The 19,208-nt window shown below is 61.6% G+C and carries 16 protein-coding genes; 10 read left to right on the plus strand and 6 right to left on the minus strand.

Going from position 1 to position 19,208, the window contains the following annotated elements; genetic code table 11:
• The first annotated feature begins 143 nt into the window (after positions 1 to 143).
• The 7 genes from J1G18_RS07145 (at position 144) to J1G18_RS07175 (ending at position 7,896) form a co-directional block, all read left to right on the plus strand.
• Positions 144 to 2,009, plus strand: a complete 1,866-nt coding sequence (locus tag J1G18_RS07145) for an extracellular solute-binding protein (protein WP_223007299.1) — start codon at positions 144 to 146, stop codon at positions 2,007 to 2,009.
• Between the two features lies 1 nt (position 2,010).
• Positions 2,011 to 3,075, plus strand: a complete 1,065-nt coding sequence (locus J1G18_RS07150) for a microcin C ABC transporter permease YejB (protein WP_223007300.1) — start codon at positions 2,011 to 2,013, stop codon at positions 3,073 to 3,075.
• Positions 3,075 to 4,097, plus strand: a complete 1,023-nt coding sequence (locus J1G18_RS07155; protein WP_134785930.1) for an ABC transporter permease — start codon at positions 3,075 to 3,077, stop codon at positions 4,095 to 4,097. Before J1G18_RS07150 ends, J1G18_RS07155 begins: the two co-directional genes overlap by 1 nt.
• Positions 4,098 to 4,111: 14 nt before the next feature.
• Entirely contained in the window at positions 4,112 to 5,746 is a 1,635-nt protein-coding gene (locus tag J1G18_RS07160; protein ID WP_223007301.1) for an ABC transporter ATP-binding protein, read from the plus strand.
• A gap of 168 nt (positions 5,747 to 5,914) precedes the next feature.
• Positions 5,915 to 6,436, plus strand: a complete 522-nt coding sequence (locus J1G18_RS07165) for a DUF3455 domain-containing protein (protein ID WP_027613866.1) — start codon at positions 5,915 to 5,917, stop codon at positions 6,434 to 6,436.
• A gap of 228 nt (positions 6,437 to 6,664) precedes the next feature.
• Entirely contained in the window at positions 6,665 to 7,198 is a 534-nt protein-coding gene (locus tag J1G18_RS07170; protein ID WP_223007302.1) for a sigma-70 family RNA polymerase sigma factor, read from the plus strand.
• Complete coding sequence (locus J1G18_RS07175) at positions 7,195 to 7,896, plus strand: anti-sigma factor domain-containing protein (RefSeq protein ID WP_098968056.1); 702 nt, start codon at positions 7,195 to 7,197, stop codon at positions 7,894 to 7,896. Before J1G18_RS07170 ends, J1G18_RS07175 begins: the two co-directional genes overlap by 4 nt.
• A 7-nt stretch (positions 7,897 to 7,903) precedes the next feature.
• Here J1G18_RS07175 and J1G18_RS07180 read toward each other — a convergent pair whose 3' ends face one another.
• On the minus strand, positions 7,904 to 8,995 hold the full coding sequence (locus J1G18_RS07180) for a DUF1615 domain-containing protein (protein WP_223007303.1): 1,092 nt from the start codon (positions 8,993 to 8,995) through the stop codon (positions 7,904 to 7,906).
• Positions 8,996 to 9,319: 324 nt separating this feature from the next.
• Between J1G18_RS07180 and J1G18_RS07185 the strand changes: the two genes are divergently transcribed.
• Complete coding sequence (locus J1G18_RS07185) at positions 9,320 to 11,524, plus strand: TonB-dependent receptor (RefSeq protein ID WP_223007304.1); 2,205 nt, start codon at positions 9,320 to 9,322, stop codon at positions 11,522 to 11,524.
• A gap of 339 nt (positions 11,525 to 11,863) precedes the next feature.
• Positions 11,864 to 13,399, plus strand: a complete 1,536-nt coding sequence (locus J1G18_RS07190; RefSeq protein ID WP_223007305.1) for an FAD-dependent oxidoreductase — start codon at positions 11,864 to 11,866, stop codon at positions 13,397 to 13,399.
• Between the two features lie 124 nt (positions 13,400 to 13,523).
• Here J1G18_RS07190 and hemB read toward each other — a convergent pair whose 3' ends face one another.
• Positions 13,524 to 14,498, minus strand: coding sequence for a porphobilinogen synthase (gene hemB, locus J1G18_RS07195; protein WP_223007306.1), 975 nt, complete (start codon positions 14,496 to 14,498; stop codon positions 13,524 to 13,526).
• Positions 14,499 to 14,741: 243 nt separating this feature from the next.
• Positions 14,742 to 15,440, minus strand: a complete 699-nt coding sequence (locus tag J1G18_RS07200) for a glutathione S-transferase family protein (protein WP_223007307.1) — start codon at positions 15,438 to 15,440, stop codon at positions 14,742 to 14,744.
• A gap of 223 nt (positions 15,441 to 15,663) precedes the next feature.
• Here J1G18_RS07200 and J1G18_RS07205 point away from each other — a divergent pair, with 223 nt between their 5' ends.
• A complete protein-coding gene (locus J1G18_RS07205) occupies positions 15,664 to 16,338 on the plus strand; it encodes a histidine phosphatase family protein (protein WP_139055740.1) in 675 nt (224 codons plus the stop codon).
• A gap of 136 nt (positions 16,339 to 16,474) precedes the next feature.
• On the opposite strand, the gene mnmH is transcribed toward J1G18_RS07205, so the two are convergent.
• The 3 genes from mnmH to J1G18_RS07220 form a co-directional block, all read right to left on the minus strand.
• A complete protein-coding gene (gene mnmH / locus J1G18_RS07210) occupies positions 16,475 to 17,578 on the minus strand; it encodes a tRNA 2-selenouridine(34) synthase MnmH (RefSeq protein WP_223007308.1) in 1,104 nt (367 codons plus the stop codon).
• Positions 17,578 to 18,612, minus strand: coding sequence for a selenide, water dikinase SelD (gene selD / locus J1G18_RS07215; RefSeq protein ID WP_096797393.1), 1,035 nt, complete (start codon positions 18,610 to 18,612; stop codon positions 17,578 to 17,580). The genes mnmH and selD overlap by 1 nt, the downstream gene beginning before the upstream one ends.
• A gap of 175 nt (positions 18,613 to 18,787) precedes the next feature.
• A complete protein-coding gene (locus J1G18_RS07220) occupies positions 18,788 to 19,174 on the minus strand; it encodes a DUF4440 domain-containing protein (protein ID WP_223007309.1) in 387 nt (128 codons plus the stop codon).
• Between the last annotated feature and the right edge of the window lie 34 nt (positions 19,175 to 19,208).

Raw genomic sequence — 19,208 nt, forward strand, 5'->3', positions numbered from 1 at the left:
GTGGGAGGGGGCTTGCTCCCGAAGGCGGTATATCCGTGAAGGGTGTGTTGACTGACACACCGCCTTCGGGAGCAAGCCCCCTCCCACAGTAGATCTCCCACAGGTTGAGCTGAGCTTTTCCAGGGATTTTGAGGAGTGATTGCATGAGTGTTTTGCGCAACATGGCGGGCCTGCTTTTGGGCAGTGCACTGCTGTGCACCGGCCCCTCGGCACTGGCCGCCGGCAGCTACGCACTGACGGTATACGGCGAGGCTCCGAAGTATCCGGCGGGTTTCGAGCATTTCGATTTCGTCGATCCGCACGCGCCCAAGGGCGGTTCGCTCAGTCGTGCGTCGATGGAAATCGGCCAGTACAACTACATCACCCCGTATGCCGATCAGGGCATTTCTGTGGTGCAGGTCAACGACTGGGTGTATGCGCCACTGGCGTTCCGTTCGCTCGACGAGCCGTACACCGTTTACGGGCTGGTCGCGCAACAGATGGAACGCGATCCCGATGGCCTCTGGGTGCGCTTCACTCTGAACCCCAAGGCTCGCTTCGCCGATGGCACGCCGATCACCGCCGAGGACGTGCGCTACACCTTCAACCTGCTGATGACCAAGGGCAGCCTCAGTTATCGCCAGCAATACGCCGACGTGCAGGACGTGCTGATCGAAGGCCCACGGCAGGTGCGTTTCACTTTCAAGAACAACCTCAACCGCACCCTGGCGCTGGACCTGGCGACCCTGCGCGTGGTGCCCGAACACTGGTGGAAAACTCGCGATTTCGCCAACGGCGGCGGCTTCGAGCCACCGCTGGGCAGCGGCCCGTACCGCGTGAGCAAGGTCGATGCCGGGCGCAGCATCAGTTTCCAGCGCGACCCGGACTGGTGGGGCAAAGACCTGCCGGTCAGTCGCGGGATGTACAACTTCGACACGCTCACGGTGAATTTCTATGGCGACACCGACGTCGCCCGGCAACTGTTGCAGGCCGGGGCTTTCGACTACAACCGCGAGTTTTCCTCGTCCGGTTATGTGGTGGGTTACGACAGTCCGGCGCTGCGTGACGGTCGCTTGCAGCAGGCGATCCTCGCTCCGGAAAAACCCACCGCCGCCCAAGGCTTCGTGTTCAACCTGCAAAACCCGATTTTTCAGGATCGCCGCGTGCGTCAGGCGATCAGCCTGCTGTGGGATTTCGAATGGACCAACAAGCAGATGATGCGCGGCTTTTATGTACGCCAGAACAGCTTCTGGCCGAAGAGTGAAATGGCCGCGACCGCCCTGCCCGACGCCGAGGAATTGAAGATCCTCGAACCGCTGCGCGGGCAGATTCCCGACGAGGTGTTCACCACGGTGTATCAGGCGCCGAAAACCGATGGCAGCGGCTACATCCGCGACAAGCAGCTGCAAGCTCTGAAGCTGCTCGCCGAGGCCGGCTGGACGCCGCAACACAGCCGACTGGTCAACGCCGCCGATGAGCCTCTGGAGTTCACCTTCCTCGACGGTCAGGGCGGTTTTGATCGCATGCTGCTGCCGTTCAAACGCACCCTCGCGCAGATCGGCATCACCCTCAATCTACGGCGGATCGACTCGGCGCAATACGTCAATCGGCTCAACGCCCGCGACTACGACATGATCGTCACCAGTTTCCCGCGCAGTGGCGATCCGATCGTCTCCCCCGGCCGCGAGCTGTACAGCCTGTATGCCTCGCAAAGTGCCACGCAAGTCGGCAGTTCGAACTCGATGGTGCTGGCCAACCCGGCGGTCGATCAACTGATCGACGGGCTGGTCGAGGCTGACACCCGCGACGCCATGGTGCATTACGCCCGCGCCCTCGACCGGGTGCTGCAATGGGGTTACTACATGATTCCCAACTACTACTCCAAAGGCACGCCGACGGTGTATCAGAACCGCTTCGGCATGCCGCCGGTGCAACCGGCGTACGACGAAGGCCTCAACACCTGGTGGGAGATCTCGGCCAAGCCGCTGACCACACAACAGATGCACACCCAGCTCGCGGGGGGCCAGTGACATGCTGCGTTATCTGAGTCGACGTTTGCTGCTGATCATCCCCACGCTGCTGTGCATTCTGGTGGTCAATTTCCTCATCGTGCAGGCCGCGCCGGGCGGTCCGGTCGAACAAGCCATTGCCCGCCTGCAAGGTTTCAGCGGGCACGGCATGGGCGGTGGTGGCGAAGTCGCCGCGGTTGGCGGTGCCGGGCGCAGCAGCCGTGGCCTCGATCCGGCGCTGATCGAGGAAATCAAACACCACTACGGCTTCGACAAACCGATGCACGAACGCTTGTGGCTGATGCTGAAAAACTACGCCCAGCTGGATCTGGGCAGCAGTTTCTTTCGCGGCGCCAAGGTCACCGATCTGATCCTGCAGAAACTGCCGGTGTCGTTGTCGCTCGGCCTGTGGGCAACGCTGATCACCTACCTGATTTCAATCCCGCTGGGCATCCGCAAAGCGATCAGCAACGGCAGCGCATTCGATGTCTGGAGCAGCACCGCAATCATTATCGGCTACGCGATGCCGGCGTTTCTGTTTGCGATGCTGCTGATCGTGGTGTTCGCTGGCGGCAGCTACGTCAACTGGTTTCCGGTGCAGGGCCTGATGTCAGATAACTTCGACAGCCTCAGCACCTTGGGCAAGGTCGGCGACTACCTCTGGCATCTGGTTTTGCCGGTTACAGCACTGGTGATCGGCGGGTTCGCCACCCTGACTATCCTCACCAAAAACAGCTTCCTCAACGAGATCAGCCGCCAATACGTGATCACCGCGCGGGCCAAGGGTTTGACCGAGCGCCGCGTGCTCTACGGCCACGTGTTTCGCAACGCGATGCTGCTGGTGATGGCCGGGGTGCCCTCGGCGCTGATCGAGGTGTTTTTCGCCGGTTCCTTGCTGATCGAAACCATCTTCAACCTCGACGGCCTCGGGCGCATGAGTTACGAGGCGGCGGTGTCGCGTGACTATCCGGTGGTGTTCGGCGCGTTGTTCCTGTTCACCCTGTTCGGCCTGTTGATCAAGCTGATCGGTGACCTCTGCTACACCCTGCTCGACCCGCGCATCGACTTCTCGGCGAGGACTGCCTGATGTTCACACTTTCTCCTCTGGGTCAGCGCCGGGTCGCGCAGTTCAAGGCCAACCGCCGTGGGCGCTGGTCGTTGTGGCTGTTCCTCGGCCTGTGCCTGATCTGCCTCGGTGGCGAACTGATTGCCAACGACAAACCGTTGGTGATCCGCTACCACGGCGCCTACTACTTCCCGATCCTCAGCGAATACCTGGAAACCGATTTCGGCGGTGAACTGCCGTTCCAGCCGGATTACGCCAGCGCTTACGTGCACGGGCTGATCGAGGATCAGGGCGGCTGGATGCTGTTTCCGCCGATCCCGTTCAGCTACGACACGGTCAATTACGACCTGACTGAACCGGCACCCAGCCCACCCTCTTCCAGCAATTGGCTGGGCACCGACGATCAGGCGCGGGACGTGTTGGCACGGGTGATTTTCGGCACACGAATTTCAATTCTGTTTGCGCTGATCCTCACCGGCATCAGTGCGCTGGTCGGCATCGTTGCCGGGGCCTTGCAGGGTTATTACGGCGGTTGGGTGGATTTGCTTGGGCAACGGGTGCTGGAGATCTGGTCGGGGCTGCCGGTGCTGTATCTGCTGATCATCTTGTCCGGGTTTGTCTCGCCAAGTTTCTGGTGGCTGCTGGGGATCATGGCGCTGTTTTCCTGGCTGGCATTGGTGGACGTGGTGCGCGCCGAGTTCCTGCGTGGACGCAATCTGGAATACGTCAAAGCCGCTCGGGCGCTGGGGCTGACCGACAGCGAACTGATGTTGCGGCACATCCTGCCCAACGCGATGACCTCCACCCTGACCTACCTGCCGTTCATTCTGACCGGCGCCATCGCCACCCTCACCGCGCTGGATTTCCTCGGTTTCGGCATGCCCGCCGGGACCGCCTCGCTGGGCGAACTGATCGGCCAGGCCAAGCGCAATCTGCAAGCGCCATGGCTGGGGCTGACGGCATTTTTTGCCTTGGCGCTGATTCTGTCTTTGTTGGTGTTCATCGGTGAGGCTTGCCGTGATGCGTTTGATCCACGATCTTGATCCGAGGAGCTGACATGAGCGACAACCTGATTGAAATCCGCGACCTGCGTGTCGCCTTCGCCGGGCAGGAAGTGGTGCACGGTCTGAACCTCGATATTCGGCGTGGCGAGTGTCTGGCGCTGGTCGGTGAGTCCGGCTCGGGCAAGTCGGTCACGGCGCATTCGATTTTGCGTCTGCTGCCGGGCAAAACCGTCAGCAGCAGCGGTTCGATTGCTTACAACGGGGTGAACTTGCTGCACGCCAGCGAGCAACAGATGCGCGGTTTGCGCGGCAACCGGATTGCGATGATTTTCCAGGAGCCGATGACCTCGCTCAATCCACTGCACACCGTGGAACGACAGGTCAGTGAAGTGCTGGAGATTCACAAGGGCCTCAAGGGCCGCGCCGCCCGTGAGCGCACGCTGGAATTGCTTGAACTGGTGGGCATTCGCCAGCCATTGCAGCGTTTGAAAGCCTATCCCCACCAGTTGTCCGGCGGCCAGCGGCAACGGGTGATGATTGCGATGGCGCTGGCCAATGAGCCGGAACTGCTGATCGCCGATGAGCCGACCACGGCGCTGGACGTGACCGTGCAGCAGAAGATTCTCGAGCTGCTGATCGAGTTGCAGCAGCGGCTCGGAATGTCGATGCTGCTGATCAGTCACGATCTGAATCTGGTGCGGCGCATCGCGCAACGGGTGTGCGTGATGCGCCACGGCGAAATCGTCGAACAGGCTGACTGCGAGACGCTGTTTCGCGCGCCGCAGCATCCTTACAGCCGCTTGCTGATCGAAGCTGAACCGAGCGGTGCGCCGGTGCCGAGCCCGTACCAGCACAACCTGCTGGAAGTCGATGATCTGAAGGTCTGGTTTCCACTGCCCAAGGCGTTGTTGAGTCGTTCGCAGGCGTACATCAAAGCGGTGGACGGGGTCAGTTTCCGCCTGCAACGCGGCAAAACGTTGGGGATTGTCGGCGAATCCGGTTCGGGCAAATCGACGCTGGGCCAGGCGATCCTGCGGCTGGTGGAATCCGAGGGCGATATCCGCTTCGGCAACAAGCAGCTGAGCCTGCTCAATCAACGCTTGATGCGGCCTTTGCGCCGGCAGATTCAGGTGGTGTTCCAGGATCCGTTCGGCAGCCTGAGCCCTCGGATGTCGGTGCAGCAGATCATTGCCGAAGGCTTGCTGACCCACGGCATCGGCACCGAGGCCGAGCGCGAAGCAGCAGTGATTCGCGTACTCGAAGAAGTCGGCCTTGACCCCAAGAGCCGTCATCGCTACCCCCACGAGTTTTCCGGCGGCCAGCGTCAGCGCATCTCCATCGCCCGCGCGCTGGTGCTGGAGCCGGCGCTGATCCTGCTCGACGAACCAACCTCGGCGCTGGATCGCACGGTGCAGAAACAAGTGGTGGAGCTGTTGCGGCAACTGCAGATCAAGCATGGGCTGACCTATCTGTTCATCAGCCATGACCTGGCGGTGGTGCATGCGCTGGCCCATGACTTGCTGGTGATCAAGGATGGCAAGGTCGTGGAACAGGGTTCGTCGCGGGAGATTTTTGCTGCGCCAGCCCACCCCTACACCCAGGAACTGCTGAAAGCCTCCGGCCTCACGCCCAATGCAAATCCCTGTGGGAGCGGGCTTGCTCGCGAATGCGATATACCTGTGACATGAATATCGACTGACAGGACGCCTTCGCGAGCAAGCCCGCTCCCACAGGGGAAGATCGGTGGAGGTGGAAAATATTTTTCAGGCACTGCATCCAAATGCCTCCGCCACGGGTAGTCCCTGTAACAGCCCTCTTCGGCTGTCAGCGGTCTACCCCTTTCGGAGATAACACTGATGAACATCACTCAACTGATTGGCCTCACCGGTTTGCTCGCCCTGTCCTCGACAACCTTCGCCCAAAGCAGCTACCCCGATGCGATCAAAGTCCCGGAAGGCCACAAGATCGCGATGGAAACCACCGGGGTCGGCGAGATCACTTACGAATGCCGCGACAAGCCCAATGCCGCCGGCCAGACCGAATGGACCTTCGTCGGCCCAAAAGCGGTGCTCAATGATCGCAGCGGCAAGCAGGTCGGCACCTACTTCGGCCCGCCCGCCACCTGGCAGGCCAAGGACGGTTCGAAAGTCACCGGCACGCAATTGGCCGTCGCTCCGTCGAGCCCGGGCAACCTGCCCTATCAACTGGTCAAGGCCAACCCGGCTGAAGGCAAAGGCGCGATGAGCGGCGTGAGTTATATCCAGCGTGTCGCGCTCAAGGGCGGCGTGGCACCGGGCAGTGAATGCACAGCAGCGAACAAGGGCAAGCAGGAAGTGGTGAAGTATCAGGCCGACTACATTTTCTGGGCGGCGAACTAGTTCCTTGATGTCCCTATGGGAGCGAACTTGTGGCGAGGGGATTCATCCCCGATGGGGCGCGAAGCGCCCCAAAATCCGGCAACTGCGGAGTCAGGCATTCACCGCAACCAACGGTTACGGCTGCTGTGCAGCCGGTCGGGGATGAATCCCCTCACCACAAAGGCTCGCTCCCACAGTAGAAGACTGTGTTGTCTGGATGTTTGAAGAATGTGAGCTAGATTGCACCCCATGTCTTTGCCTGAACCGCTGTTTGATTACGAAGCCCGTCTCGCTGCCTGTGCCCGCGGCGAGCAGTCGGCCCTGCGCGATTTGTACGTGCAGGAAGGCCCGCGCCTGCTCGGCGTTGCAAAACGACTGGTACGTGACGCGGCGCTGGCCGAAGACATCGTGCATGAGGCGTTTATCAAGATCTGGAACGGTGCGGCGCAGTTCGATCCGGCGCGCGGTTCAGCGCGCGGCTGGATGTTCAGCGTGACCCGCCATCTGGCGTTGAACCAGCTGCGTGATCAAAGCCGGGAGACGCCGTTCAACGAAGAACACGATGCCGTGCCTGACGAGGACGCCTTCGATGTGCAGGGCCATTCGGCGCGGATCCATCGTTGTCTGGAACAACTCGACCCGCAGCGGCGAAGCTGCATTCTCCACGCCTATGTCGACGGCTACAGTCATGCACAGATTTCCGCGCGCCTGGACACGCCGCTGGGCACGGTCAAAGCCTGGATCAAACGCAGCCTCAACGCTTTGCGGGAGTGCATGGGATGACCACTGAATCGGCGCAGGAACGTGATGAACTGGCCAGCGAGTACGTGCTCGGCACCCTGTCGGCGCCGGAGCGTGAAGCGCTGCAACAGCGCTTGCCATACGACCCCGAACTGCAAGCGGCGGTGGATGCCTGGGAGCGACGCTTGCTCGACCTGACCGAATTTGCCGGGACGCAGCAGCCTTCGCCGCACTTGTGGCCGCGCATCGAGCGCAGTGTCGAGCGGTTCGCGCAAAAAGCGCCGGCTGCGCCGTCAACCTCGTGGTGGAATCTGCTGCCGCTGTGGCGCGGCTTGAGTGCGGCCGGCTTGGTCGCCACATTGGTTTTGGGCTCAATCCTGCTGACCCAGACCCCGCCGAAACCGAATTATCTGGTGGTGCTGGTCGCGCCGCAGGACAAGGCGCCGGGCTGGGTGATCCAGGCGAGCAATCCGCGTGAAATCCAGTTGATCCCGCTGGGCGTGGTCGAAGTGCCGGCGGACAAGGCGCTGGAGTTCTGGACCAAGGCTGACGGCTGGCAAGGGCCGGTGTCGCTGGGGCTGGTCAAACCGGGGCAGACGCTCTCGGTGCCGCTGGATAAATTGCCGCCGCTGCAACCGAATCAGCTGTTCGAACTGACGCTGGAAGGCGCCAATGGCTCGCCGATCGGTAAACCGACCGGGCCGATTCAAGCCATTGGCCGAGCCGTCAAAGTGCTTTGAACCGGCGTCAACCGGCCTTGGCCATGCAGCGCTTGTAGCGCTCATCCACGCGTTTGGCGAACCACGCCGTGGTCAGCTTGCGGGTGATTTTCGGGCTCTGCAGCACGATCCCCGGCAACACTGCACGCGGCAGTTTTTTTCCCTCCGCTTGCTCCGCCAGTTCGAACACCCGCTGATAGAGTTTGGTCTCTTCGAACTCCAGGGTTTTGCCCTTCTCCAGTTGATCGCGAATGGTCGGGTTGCGCATGCCCAGCGACTTGCCGAGGGTGCGCACCGCCAGTTCGTTGCTGCCAGGCATGATCGAGTCGTAGCGAATCAAGTCGCCATCCAGCGCCAACGGGATGCCCGATGCTCGGCTGACGGCGTTCTGAAACGCGGCATTGCGGCTGGCGTACCAGCCGGCATTGAAGTCGGCGAAGCGGTACAGCGGCTCGCGATAACTCACCGGGTAACCGAGTAAATGCGCGATGCCGAAGTACATGCCGCCACGGCGGGTGAACACTTCGTGGCGGATCGTGCCGTCTACCGGGTACGGATACTCCTTGGCGTGCTGCTCGGCGAATTCGATGCTGACCTGCATCGGTCCGGCGGTGTGTACCGGGTTGAAGCCGCCGAACAAGGTGCGGCCCATCGGCACTCTGCCGATGAAGTCGTCAAAAATGGCGCTGAGTTCTTTTTCACTGCGTGCCGCGTTCAAGCGTTCGCTGTAGGTCTTGCCGCTGGTGGAGCGCACTTGCAGCGCGGCGCTGACCAACAGACCGGGGATATGCACTTTGGCGGCACGACGGTCGATTTCGTCGCGGGCGATCTTGCCCAGGCCCGGCACCGTGGGGTCTACCTGGAAGGTGGATTCCTGCTCGGCCACGGCCAGCACCGAACACAGATTCTGCGTGGTCGGGCTGATGTTCTGTGCGGCGAACGCGGCGTAGATGTCGGTGGCCCAGCCTTGACGGTCGGGAACTTTGGCCGGCATCAGCCGCACTATTTCGGCTTTCACTTCGGCGGGTGCGCGCGGAACAGGCTCCTGACTGCGCTGGCCGGCGCAACCGGCGAGCACCAGCAGCGCGGCGAGGGTAACGAGTAATCGAGGGGTGTGCATGGCGCTCCTTGGCGTGCATTGAGGCGGGTTCACCATACGATCAAAAGTGTGACGCAGGCTAGGACTGTGACCTTTGTGGTGAGGGGATTTATCCCCGATAGACTGCGCAGCAGTCCTCGAATGTCAAAGCGGCCCGCTCCGCGCGCCATCGGGGATAAATCCCCTCACTACAGGTTTCCATTCGGATCGGGAAATTCAGCAAGATAAACAGTTTGCAAAACGTTACTGCGAACTCCTATCATTTGTACCTGGAGTCGTATTTGCGCAAGGAGTTCCCCGCGCCGTTCCAATTTTCTCACCGGCCGCACGCCTCCAGGTATCGACATGCCCGTTTCAGCTCGACTCGCCGTCCCGTTTCGCCCGACGCTTCTTGCCCTGCTGTGCTCCCTGACTGTTACCGCTCACGCTGCCGACGAAAACGGCAAGGAGCTGGTGCTCGACAACGTCAACATCAACGCCCAGGCACCGACGCCCAACGCCCTGCCCCCGGTCTATGCCGGTGGTCAGGTCGCCCGTGGTGGTCAGCTCGGCGTGCTCGGCAATCAGGACATGATGGACGTGCCGTTCAGCGCCGCGTCGTACACCGAACAGCTGATTCAGGACCAGCAAGCGGAAAACGTTGCCGACGTGTTGCTCAATGATTCGTCGGTGCGTCAGGCCTCGGGCTTCTCCAACCAGGCGCAGGTGTTCATGATCCGCGGCTTGCCGCTCAACGGCGACGACATTTCCTATAACGGCCTGTACGGCGTGCTGCCGCGGCAGATCATTTCCACTGACGCCCTGGAGCGCGTGGAAGTGTTCAAAGGTCCCAACGCTTTCATCAACGGCGTGACCCCGACCGGCTCCGGCATCGGTGGCGGCGTCAACCTGCAGCCCAAGCGTGCCGGCGACGAGCCGCTGCGCCGCTACACCACCGATATCAACAGCGAAGGTCGCATCGGTCAGCACTTCGATATCGGCCAGCGTTTCGGCGAAGACAACCGCTTCGGCGCGCGGATCAACCTGTCGCAGCGCGAAGGCGACACCGGCATCGATCACGAAAACCAGCGCTCGAAACTGTTCAGCATCGGCCTCGACTATCGTGGTGACGCGCTGCGTATTTCCGGCGACTTCGCCTACCAGAAAGAACGCGTCAACGGTGGCCGCAACTCGGTCAACCTCGGCACCGCCACGCACATTCCGGACGCGCCGTCGGCCGACACCAACTACGCGCCAAAGTGGGGCTACACCGACATCGAAGACACCTTCGGCATGCTCCGCGCCGAGTACGACCTGAACGACAACTGGACCGCGTACGTCGCTGGCGGCGCCAAGCACACCCGCGAGGTCGGGCGCTACAATTCGACCACGCTGGTGGGCAACAACGGCGCCTCCTACACCACCGGCTCGTTCATCCCCCACGATGAGGACAACACCAGCCTGATGGCCGGTCTCAACGGCAAGTTCAACACCGGCGCCGTCAGCCACAAGCTCAATTTCGGCCTCAGCGGTCTGTGGGCCGAACAGCGCAGTGCCTATGATTTCGACCTGACCAAGTACGCCAACAACATCTACCACCCGGTGGAAACGCCGTCGCCGGTCGGCAATTTTTCCGGCGGCGATCTCAATGACCCGGGCATCGTCGGCAAGACCTTCAACCGCAGCCTCGCGCTCTCCGACACCCTCGGTTTCTTCGATGATCGCCTGCTGATCACCGCTGGCCTGCGTCGCCAGCAACTGGTGGTGCAAGGCTACAACTACGCCAGTTACGGCAGCGGCAGCCGCAAGTCGAGCTACGACGAATCGATCACCACGCCGGTCTACGGCATCGTGTTCAAGCCGTGGGAACACGTGTCGTTCTACGCCAACCACATCGAAGGCCTGGCCCAGGGGCCGACCTCGCCGACCAGCGCCGGCGGCTTGCGTGTGACCAACGGCAACGAAGTCTACGCGCCGGCGCGCTCCAAGCAGACCGAGGCCGGGGTCAAGGTCGACATGGGCACTTACGGCGCGAGCCTGGGCGTGTATCGCATCGAGCAGCCGAGCGACGGTTACTGCGAAATCAACAGCGCCACCACCTGCACCTACGTGCGTGAAGGCGAGCAGATCAACAAAGGCATAGAGATGAACGTGTTCGGCGAGCCGATCAACGGCCTGCGCCTGATCAGCGGCCTGACGCTGATGGACACCGAACTGCGCAACACCCAGAACGGCGCCAACGACGGCAACCGTGCCATCGGCGTGCCGAGCTTCCAGTTCAACGCCGGCGCCGACTGGGATGTACCGGGCCTGCAAGGCGTGGCGCTGAATGCGCGGATGCTGCGTACCGGTGGCCAATATGCCGACGCGGCCAACAACCTCAGCCTGCCAACCTGGAACCGCTTCGACGCGGGTGCGCGTTATGCGTTCAAGGTCTCGCAGAAAGACGTGACCCTGCGCCTGGGCGTCGAAAACCTGGCCAACAAGAAGTATTGGGAATCGGCGCAGGGCGGTTATCTGACCCAGGGTGAGCCGCGGGTGGCGAAGCTGTCGGGCACTATCGATTTTTAAAGCTGAGAAGCCCTCACCCTCAAAAGCCCCTCACCCTAGCCCTCTCCCGTAGGGAGAGGGGACTGACCGCGGTGTTCTTTCGAGTCACGCCGACGTGTGCCACCGAGTCGAACTAAGGTTTTGAAAGGCACCCAAATCGGCTCCCTTTCCCCCTCGCCCCCTTTGGGGGAGAGGGCTGGGGTGAGGGGGCAAATTTCACTGTCACCAAATCTCCTGCCAAACACCCGAAAAAAGGCCCCACAGCCCCACCGCTGCGGGGCCTTTTTCCGTCTGACCGATCAACTGGCCACCCTTCCCATCTGATCCATACTTGCTGCACAGCAAACAGAGGACAGGCCCATGAACCGCAGCGACGTACTGATCATCGGTGCCGGCCCGACCGGTCTGGTGCTGGCCCTGTGGCTGAGCAAACTGGGCGTGCGCGTGCGCATCATCGACAAGACCTCCGCGCCCGGCACCACCTCACGAGCACTGGCGGTGCAGGCGCGCACCCTGGAGTTGTATCGCCAGTTGGACCTGGCCGACACCGTGGTGCGCAACGGCCACAAGGTCGCGGCGGCGAATTTCTGGGTCAAGGGCAAACCGGTCGCGCAGTTGCCGTTGCAGCGCATCGGCGAAGGCCTGACGCCCTACTCGTTCATCGAAATCTTTCCCCAGGATCAGCACGAACGACTGCTGCTCGAACGCCTCGAAGACTATGACGTGACGGTTGAGCGCAACACCGAGCTTGAGAGTTTCGAAGAAACCGGCGATGGCCTAATCGCGCATTTGCGCTTGCCGGACGGGCTGCAGGAAATCTGTCAGGCGTGCTATCTGGCGGGTGCCGACGGCGCACGTTCGGTGGTGCGCAAAACCCTCGACACCGGGTTCCCGGGTGGCACCTATCAGCAGGTTTTCTACGTTGCGGATGTGCAGGCCAGCGGCCCGGCGATGAACGGCGAGCTGCATCTGGATCTGGACGAAGCGGATTTTCTCGCGGTGTTCCCGCTGGCCGGTGAAGGCCGCGCCCGACTGATCGGCACCGTGCGTGACGAACGTGCCGACCGCGCCGAAACCCTGCAATTTGCCGACGTCAGCAGCCGCGCCATCGAGCACCTGAAAGTTCACATCGACGAGGTCAACTGGTTCTCCACCTACCGCGTGCATCACCGCGTGGCCGAGCACTTTCGCAGCGGTCGGGCGTTTCTCCTCGGCGACGCCGCGCACGTGCACAGCCCCGCTGGCGGCCAGGGCATGAACACCGGCATCGGCGATGCGATCAACCTGGCGTGGAAACTCGCCGCCGTGCTCAACGGCAGCGCCACGGCGAAGCTGCTCGACACTTACGAAACCGAGCGCATCGCCTTCGCCCGGCGGCTGGTGTCGACCACCGACAAGGTGTTCAGTTTCGTCACCGCCGAGGGGCGCATCGCCGATTTGCTGCGCACGCGTCTGGCACCGTTTCTGATCCCGAAAATGGCCACGTTCGAGGCCAGCCGCGAATTCCTCTTTCGCACCGTCTCACAGGTCACCCTCAACTACCGCGGCATGCCGCTGAGCCAGGGCACGGCCGGCCACGTCCACGGCGGCGACCGCTTGCCGTGGGCGCATGATGGTGAGGGGGATAATTTCGAGCCGCTGCGCCAGCCCTGCTGGCAGGTGCACGCGTACGGCGAAACCAGCGACGAGATGATCGCCTGGTGCAATGAACACCATCTGTCGCTGCACGTGTTCGACTGGCGGCCGGCGTTTGAAACGGCGGGATTGGGGCGTAACGGTTTTTACCTGTTGCGCCCGGATACCTATGTGGCGATTGCCGATAACAGCGCGGATCCGAAGGTGATCGAGCGGTACTTTCGGGATCACGGGATCCGACCCTACTTCCACTGCCCCTGACCCTACACAGTCCCAATGTGGGAGCGGGCTTGCTCGCGAAGGCGTCGTGTCAGTCAACCTATTCGTTGCTGATACACCGCATTCGCGAGCAAGCCCGCTCCCACAGGGGGTTGTGCGGTATTCGTCAGATCCCGGCCAGCGCCAGATCCATCGCAAAGTAAGTGAAGATCAGATCCGCACCCGCGCGCTTGATCGCGCCCAAACTTTCGCGCACCACGCGATCCTCGTCGATTGCACCGGCCTGCGCGCCGAACTTGATCATCGCGTACTCGCCGCTGACCTGATACGCCGACAGCGGCAGGTTCGAGGCTTCACGGATGTCGCGGATGATGTCGAGGTACGCACCGGCCGGCTTGACCATCAGCGCATCGGCGCCTTCCTGCTCGTCGAGCAGCGATTCGCGCAGGGCTTCGCGACGGTTCATCGGGTTCATCTGATAGCTTTTGCGATCACCTGTCAGCGCACTGCCACCGGCTTCGCGGAACGGACCGTACAGCGCTGAGGCAAATTTGGTCGAGTAAGCCATGATCGGAATCTGGGTGAAACCGGCGGCGTCCAGCGCCTGGCGAATCGCCTGCACCTGGCCGTCCATCGCCGCCGACGGCGCGATCACGTCCGCACCGGCACGCGCCGCGGCCACGGCTTGCTTGCCGAGGTTGATCAGGGTCTGGTCATTGTCGACTTCGTGGTTGTGCATCACACCGCAGTGGCCGTGATCGGTGTATTCGCAGAAGCAGGTGTCGGACATCACGATCATTTCCGGCACGGCGTCCTTGGCAATCCGCGACATGCGCGAGACCAGTCCCTCTTCGCGCCAGGTGTCGCTGCCGTTGGCGTCCAGGTGATGGGACACGCCAAAGGTCATCACCGACTTGATCCCGGCACGGGCATAACGCTCGATTTCACTGGCCAGCTTGCGCTCGGGAATGCGCATCACCCCCGGCATGCTCTTGATCGGCACGAAGTCGTCGATCTCTTCTTCGACAAAAATCGGCAGCACCAGATCATTCAGGCTGAACTCGGTTTCCTGGAACAGGCTGCGCAGGCTCGCATTGCGGCGCAGACGGCGGGGACGTGCTTCGGGGAACTGGCTGGACATGGATCTTCCTGAAAACGGCAGATGAGACGAAAGTCGTAGGGGGCGAAGCTTATGCCTTCGGTGGGCGCAGGTACAAACCTGGATCAATCAACAGTGCGTTACCGAGGACGCAATAATCTGCGGGCGTCATCACTATTCCTGTGGGAGCGGGCTTGCTCGCGAAGGAGGTGTATCAGAAAAAGACGTATTGACTGACACGGCGCCTTCGCGAGCAAGCCCGCTCCCACAGGGTTATGTTTGGCCTCAGGAAGGAATGGTCAACCCGCGCACCACAGCCGGGCGAGCCAGAAAGCGCTCCAGCACCCGGGTCACGTTCGGGAAGTTGCTGATGCCCACTAGATCCCCCGCCTCATAGAACCCGATCAGGTTACGCACCCACGGAAACGTGGCGATGTCGGCGATGGTGTAGCGCTCGCCCATGATCCAGTCGCGACCTTCCAGACGTTTGTCGAGCACGCTGAGCAGGCGTCTGCTCTCCTCGACATAGCGATCACGCGGACGCTTGTCCTCGTAGTCCTTGCCGGCGAATTTGTTGAAGAAACCGAGCTGGCCGAACATCGGGCCGATACCGCCCATCTGGAACATCAGCCACTGAATCGTCTCGTAACGCAGCGCGCCTTCCTGCGCCAGCAACTGACCGCTCTTGTCGGCGAGGTAGATCAGGATCGCGCCGGACTCGAACAGCGGCAACGGCTGGTCTTGCGGGCCGTGGGGATCGAGGATCGCCGGAATCTTGTTGTTGGGGTTCAGCGACAGGAACTCGGGAGACAGCTGATCCTGCGTGTCGAAGCCCACGCGGTGCGGCTCGTAGGGCAGGCCGATCTCTTCGAGCATGATCGAGACCTTGACGCCGTTGGGGGTCGGCAGGGAATAGAGCTGAATCCAGTCAGGGTACTGCGCGGGCCATTTGTGGGTGATGGGGAACGCGGACAGATCGGTCATGGGAAACATCCAGTCACATGGAAAGCGCTGATCATAATCCAGGAACCGTAACATTCTGCAGCTAGTGTGCAGAAGCCAGGATCGAACCAAGCGGCCTCAGTGGACTCTGAGCTATGTCTTTGCAAGGGAAGTACGACACGACATGGACAACACCCGGCGCTGGGAGCCCGCGGTGTAAGGGTTGGTCAGCCCCAACCGAATTTGCTGAAGAATCCTATATTCAATGACGAACCTCATGAGTTTCGCCAAACGCTTCAAACATCGCGCCTATGTGGCCCTGCCCTCCCTGCTGGCAGTCAGTGCGCTGACCTTGTCGCTCGAATCGAGCCAGATTCGCGCGCAACCGGTGGACGGTACGCAGACGCTGATCTTCCTGCGCCACGCGGAAAAACCCGAGGGCGGTCTCGGCCAGCTCAACTGTCAGGGTCTGAACCGGGCGATCGAGCTGTCGACCCTGCTGCCGGAAAAATTCGGCAAGGCCGATTACGTGTTCGCCGCCAACCCGACGCGCAATGTCGAGGAAGGCGAACTGGACAATTCCTACAGCTACATCCGTCCGTTGATGACCATCAGCCCCGCCGCGATCAAGCTCGGCCTGCCGGTGAACATCGAGTTCTCCGCCAACGACACCAGTGATCTGGCGCGCGAGCTGACCGAGGACAAGTACCACAACGCGACGATCTACACCGCATGGTCGCACGGCTATTTGCCGGAACTGATCAACAAGGTTGCCGGCAAGGCAGTCGGCGAAAAGCAGACCATCACCGATGACTGGGCGGCTGGCGATTTCGATTCGCTGTACGTGCTGACCCTGACCTGGCACAACGGCAAGGCCAGTTTGCAGAGTCACAGCTACAAGCAGGGGCTGGATAACGGCAAGGTGACTTGTCCGACTTGAGTTTTGCGCTGCCTGTACCGGCCCTTTCGCGAGCAAGCCCGCTCCCACAGGGGATCTGCGTCAGGCAGAAATTTCTGCCCAGTGGAGACCCAATGTGGGAGCGGGCTTGCTCGCGAAGAGGCCCGCAAGAGCACCCTCAAACCCGCTGATTCACCCGCTCACGCAAATACTCCAGCACCGCCCCGCGCTCCCCGGCAAACTCGATCCGCCCGCCCTTCTTCTCACGCTGGAACGCATACATCGGGTCGTAATATTCGCGCAGCAACACGCTGATCCAGTCACGAAACTGCTCGACCGAACCGCTGCGCGCCTGCTCCACCAAGGCCTCTTCCATCTGCAGGAACATCCGCTGATGGCGTTCGCCGCCCAGCCGGCGCTGGATATTGTTCAAACTCGCAATCAGCCGCTCGGCATACAGCGCAAAGCCCTGCTCGCCATGCACCGCGACAAACTCGGCGTGCAGGTTGATCACGTAATCCTGCAGAATCCGCTCGACCCGCTGCTCCAGGCTGTCTTCAAGCCAGACCATCGGCGCCACTTGCATGCCTCGGTACAGCGGCAATGGCAAGGCACAACTGCCGACTACCCGGCTCTCGTCTTCCAGCACAAACTGCTGGATCCCGCCGGCGCGTTTTTTCAGCACATCAACGGCCAGACGGTTTTCAAAATCGATGTTGGTCGGTTGGCCGGTGGCGCGCTTGCCGAAACTCGAGCCCCGATGATTGGCGTGGCCTTCCAGATCCAGACCATTACTCAACTGCACCAACAGTTCGGTCTTGCCGGTGCCGGTCATGCCGCCCAGCAGCACCATATCGCACTCGGCCACGGCGTGATCGATCGTCTCCAGCAGGAACGTACGCATCGCCTTATAGCCACCGCCGACACGCGGGTAATCGATCCCGCCCTCTTCCTTGATCCATTGCTGGACGATCTGCGAACGCAAGCCGCCGCGAAAGCAATACAGATAGCCGTCGGGGTGTGCCCGGGCAAACTCGACCCAGCCTTGAATGCGCTGCTCCCGCACTTCGGCAGACACCAGCCGCTCACCCAGGGCGATGGCGGCTTGTTGTCCATGCTGCTTGTAGCAAGTCCCCACCTGCTCGCGCTCGCGGTCGTTCATCAGCGGCAGGTTGACCACGCCGGGAAACGCGCCGTGGGCAAACTCGATCGGCGCACGGGCATCCATCATCGGCCGGTCGTTGAGGAAAATATCGCGGTAATCGGTGCAGTCGCGTGACATCAGTTCACCTCGACTGCGTGGGTCTGTCGCTCGACCAGCTCGCCGATCGGCGCCAGGTTCAGGCCCAGTTCGGCAGCCACGGCGAGGAATTCGGCGTTGCCTTCCGGTGTAACTGCAATCAACAGACCGCCGCTGGTCTGCGGGTCGCACAGCACGCGCTTGTGCAACTCCTGCAGACGGCCGAGCTTGCTCGAATAGCTGTCAAAGTTACGCAAGGTGCCACCGGGCACACAGCCCTGTTCGAGGTAGTACTCGACGCTGTCCAGACGCGGCACGTGGTTGTAGCCGATACGTGCGGTCAGGTGGCTGCCGTCGGCCATTTCCACCAGATGCCCGAGCAGGCCGAAACCGGTAACGTCGGTCATCGCGGTGACGCCGGCCAGTTTGCCAAAACGGCTGCCGGGTTTGTTCAGGGTGCACATCCAGTCACGGGCCACGCCAATGTCGCTGGAACGCAATTTGCCTTTCTTCTCGGCGGTGGTGAGGATGCCGATGCCCAACGGCTTGGTCAGGTACAGCAGGCAACCGGCGGTGGCGGTGTCGTTGCGCTTCATGTGGCGTTTTTCCACCAGACCGGTCACGGCCAGGCCGAAGATCGGCTCCGGCGCATCGATTGAATGCCCGCCGGCCAGCGGAATGCCGGCGGCGTCACACACCGCGCGCCCGCCGCGAATCACTTCCCGCGCCACTTCCGGCGCCAGCACATTCACTGGCCAGCCGAGGATCGCAATCGCCATCAACGGATCGCCGCCCATCGCATAGATGTCGCTGATCGCATTGGTCGCAGCGATCCGGCCGAAGTCGAACGGGTCGTCGACAATCGGCATGAAAAAATCAGTGGTCGACACCACACCGCGCTCGGCGTCGATCTCGTACACCGCCGCATCATCACGCGAGGCATTGCCGACCCACAGTTTCGGGTCAAGGTTCTGCGCACCGCTGCCGGCCAGAATCACTTCCAGCACCTGCGGGGAAATCTTGCAGCCACAACCGGCACCGTGGCTGTATTGGGTCAGGCGAATCGGCTCGCTCATGGGAGAGTCTCTGGCAGTTGATGGGGCGGATTCTAGCAGAGCGCGGGCCGGCTGATTTTTGCGCTGAATGTTCGGCCCCCTTCGCGAGCAAGCTCGCTCCCACAGGGGATCGCTGTCATCCACAAATCCTGTGTTCACTGAAGATCCAGTGTGGGAGCGGGCTTGCTCGCGAAAGCTATCGACGGGTCTCCACGGTTTCACGGCCGGGCACAAAAGTGCCCTGATGAAAAACCATCTGCCACTGCTCACCCTGCCGCCGCCATACCGAACTGCGCAAACTGTCCGCCGGCACCCGCTGGCCGCCAGCTACGGTATGGCAGTGATACGTCACCAGAGCCGAATCTTCCGACAATTGCTTGAGCGTGAACTGACTGACGGTACGTTGTGCGAACACTTGCTGCGGTAATGCTTCCAGTACATCGGATTTATTCCAGATGCCGCCGCTGGCGCCGAATTCGACAAAGTCGTCCGCGATCAATCTCGCCAGTTCTGCGGCATCCTCGCGCACGGCGCGCGACAGCAAGCGGTTTTCCAGATTTAACAAATGCTTCGACAGATCCATCTCGTTCCTACCTCAGTGCAGAAATCACTCGCCA

The sequence above is a fragment of the Pseudomonas sp. MIS38 genome, assembly GCF_019891575.1.
Lineage (GTDB): Bacteria > Pseudomonadota > Gammaproteobacteria > Pseudomonadales > Pseudomonadaceae > Aquipseudomonas > Aquipseudomonas putida_A.

Bases quoted from the DNA above. Each gene is read 5' to 3' on its own strand.
- J1G18_RS07175 (WP_098968056.1), top strand. From the start codon at position 7,195: ATGACCACTGAATCGGCGCAGGAACGTGATGAACTGGCCAGCGAGTAC.
- J1G18_RS07145 (WP_223007299.1), top strand. From the start codon at position 144: ATGAGTGTTTTGCGCAACATGGCGGGCCTGCTTTTGGGCAGTGCACTG.
- J1G18_RS07185 (WP_223007304.1), top strand. From the start codon at position 9,320: ATGCCCGTTTCAGCTCGACTCGCCGTCCCGTTTCGCCCGACGCTTCTT.
- J1G18_RS07180 (WP_223007303.1), bottom strand. From the start codon at position 8,995: ATGCACACCCCTCGATTACTCGTTACCCTCGCCGCGCTGCTGGTGCTC.
- J1G18_RS07220 (WP_223007309.1), bottom strand. From the start codon at position 19,174: ATGGATCTGTCGAAGCATTTGTTAAATCTGGAAAACCGCTTGCTGTCG.
- J1G18_RS07205 (WP_139055740.1), top strand. From the start codon at position 15,664: ATGACGAACCTCATGAGTTTCGCCAAACGCTTCAAACATCGCGCCTAT.
- J1G18_RS07155 (WP_134785930.1), top strand. From the start codon at position 3,075: ATGTTCACACTTTCTCCTCTGGGTCAGCGCCGGGTCGCGCAGTTCAAG.
- J1G18_RS07190 (WP_223007305.1), top strand. From the start codon at position 11,864: ATGAACCGCAGCGACGTACTGATCATCGGTGCCGGCCCGACCGGTCTG.
- selD (WP_096797393.1), bottom strand. From the start codon at position 18,612: ATGAGCGAGCCGATTCGCCTGACCCAATACAGCCACGGTGCCGGTTGT.
- J1G18_RS07165 (WP_027613866.1), top strand. From the start codon at position 5,915: ATGAACATCACTCAACTGATTGGCCTCACCGGTTTGCTCGCCCTGTCC.
- mnmH (WP_223007308.1), bottom strand. From the start codon at position 17,578: ATGTCACGCGACTGCACCGATTACCGCGATATTTTCCTCAACGACCGG.
- J1G18_RS07150 (WP_223007300.1), top strand. From the start codon at position 2,011: ATGCTGCGTTATCTGAGTCGACGTTTGCTGCTGATCATCCCCACGCTG.
- J1G18_RS07170 (WP_223007302.1), top strand. From the start codon at position 6,665: ATGTCTTTGCCTGAACCGCTGTTTGATTACGAAGCCCGTCTCGCTGCC.
- hemB (WP_223007306.1), bottom strand. From the start codon at position 14,498: ATGTCCAGCCAGTTCCCCGAAGCACGTCCCCGCCGTCTGCGCCGCAAT.
- J1G18_RS07160 (WP_223007301.1), top strand. From the start codon at position 4,112: ATGAGCGACAACCTGATTGAAATCCGCGACCTGCGTGTCGCCTTCGCC.
- J1G18_RS07200 (WP_223007307.1), bottom strand. From the start codon at position 15,440: ATGACCGATCTGTCCGCGTTCCCCATCACCCACAAATGGCCCGCGCAG.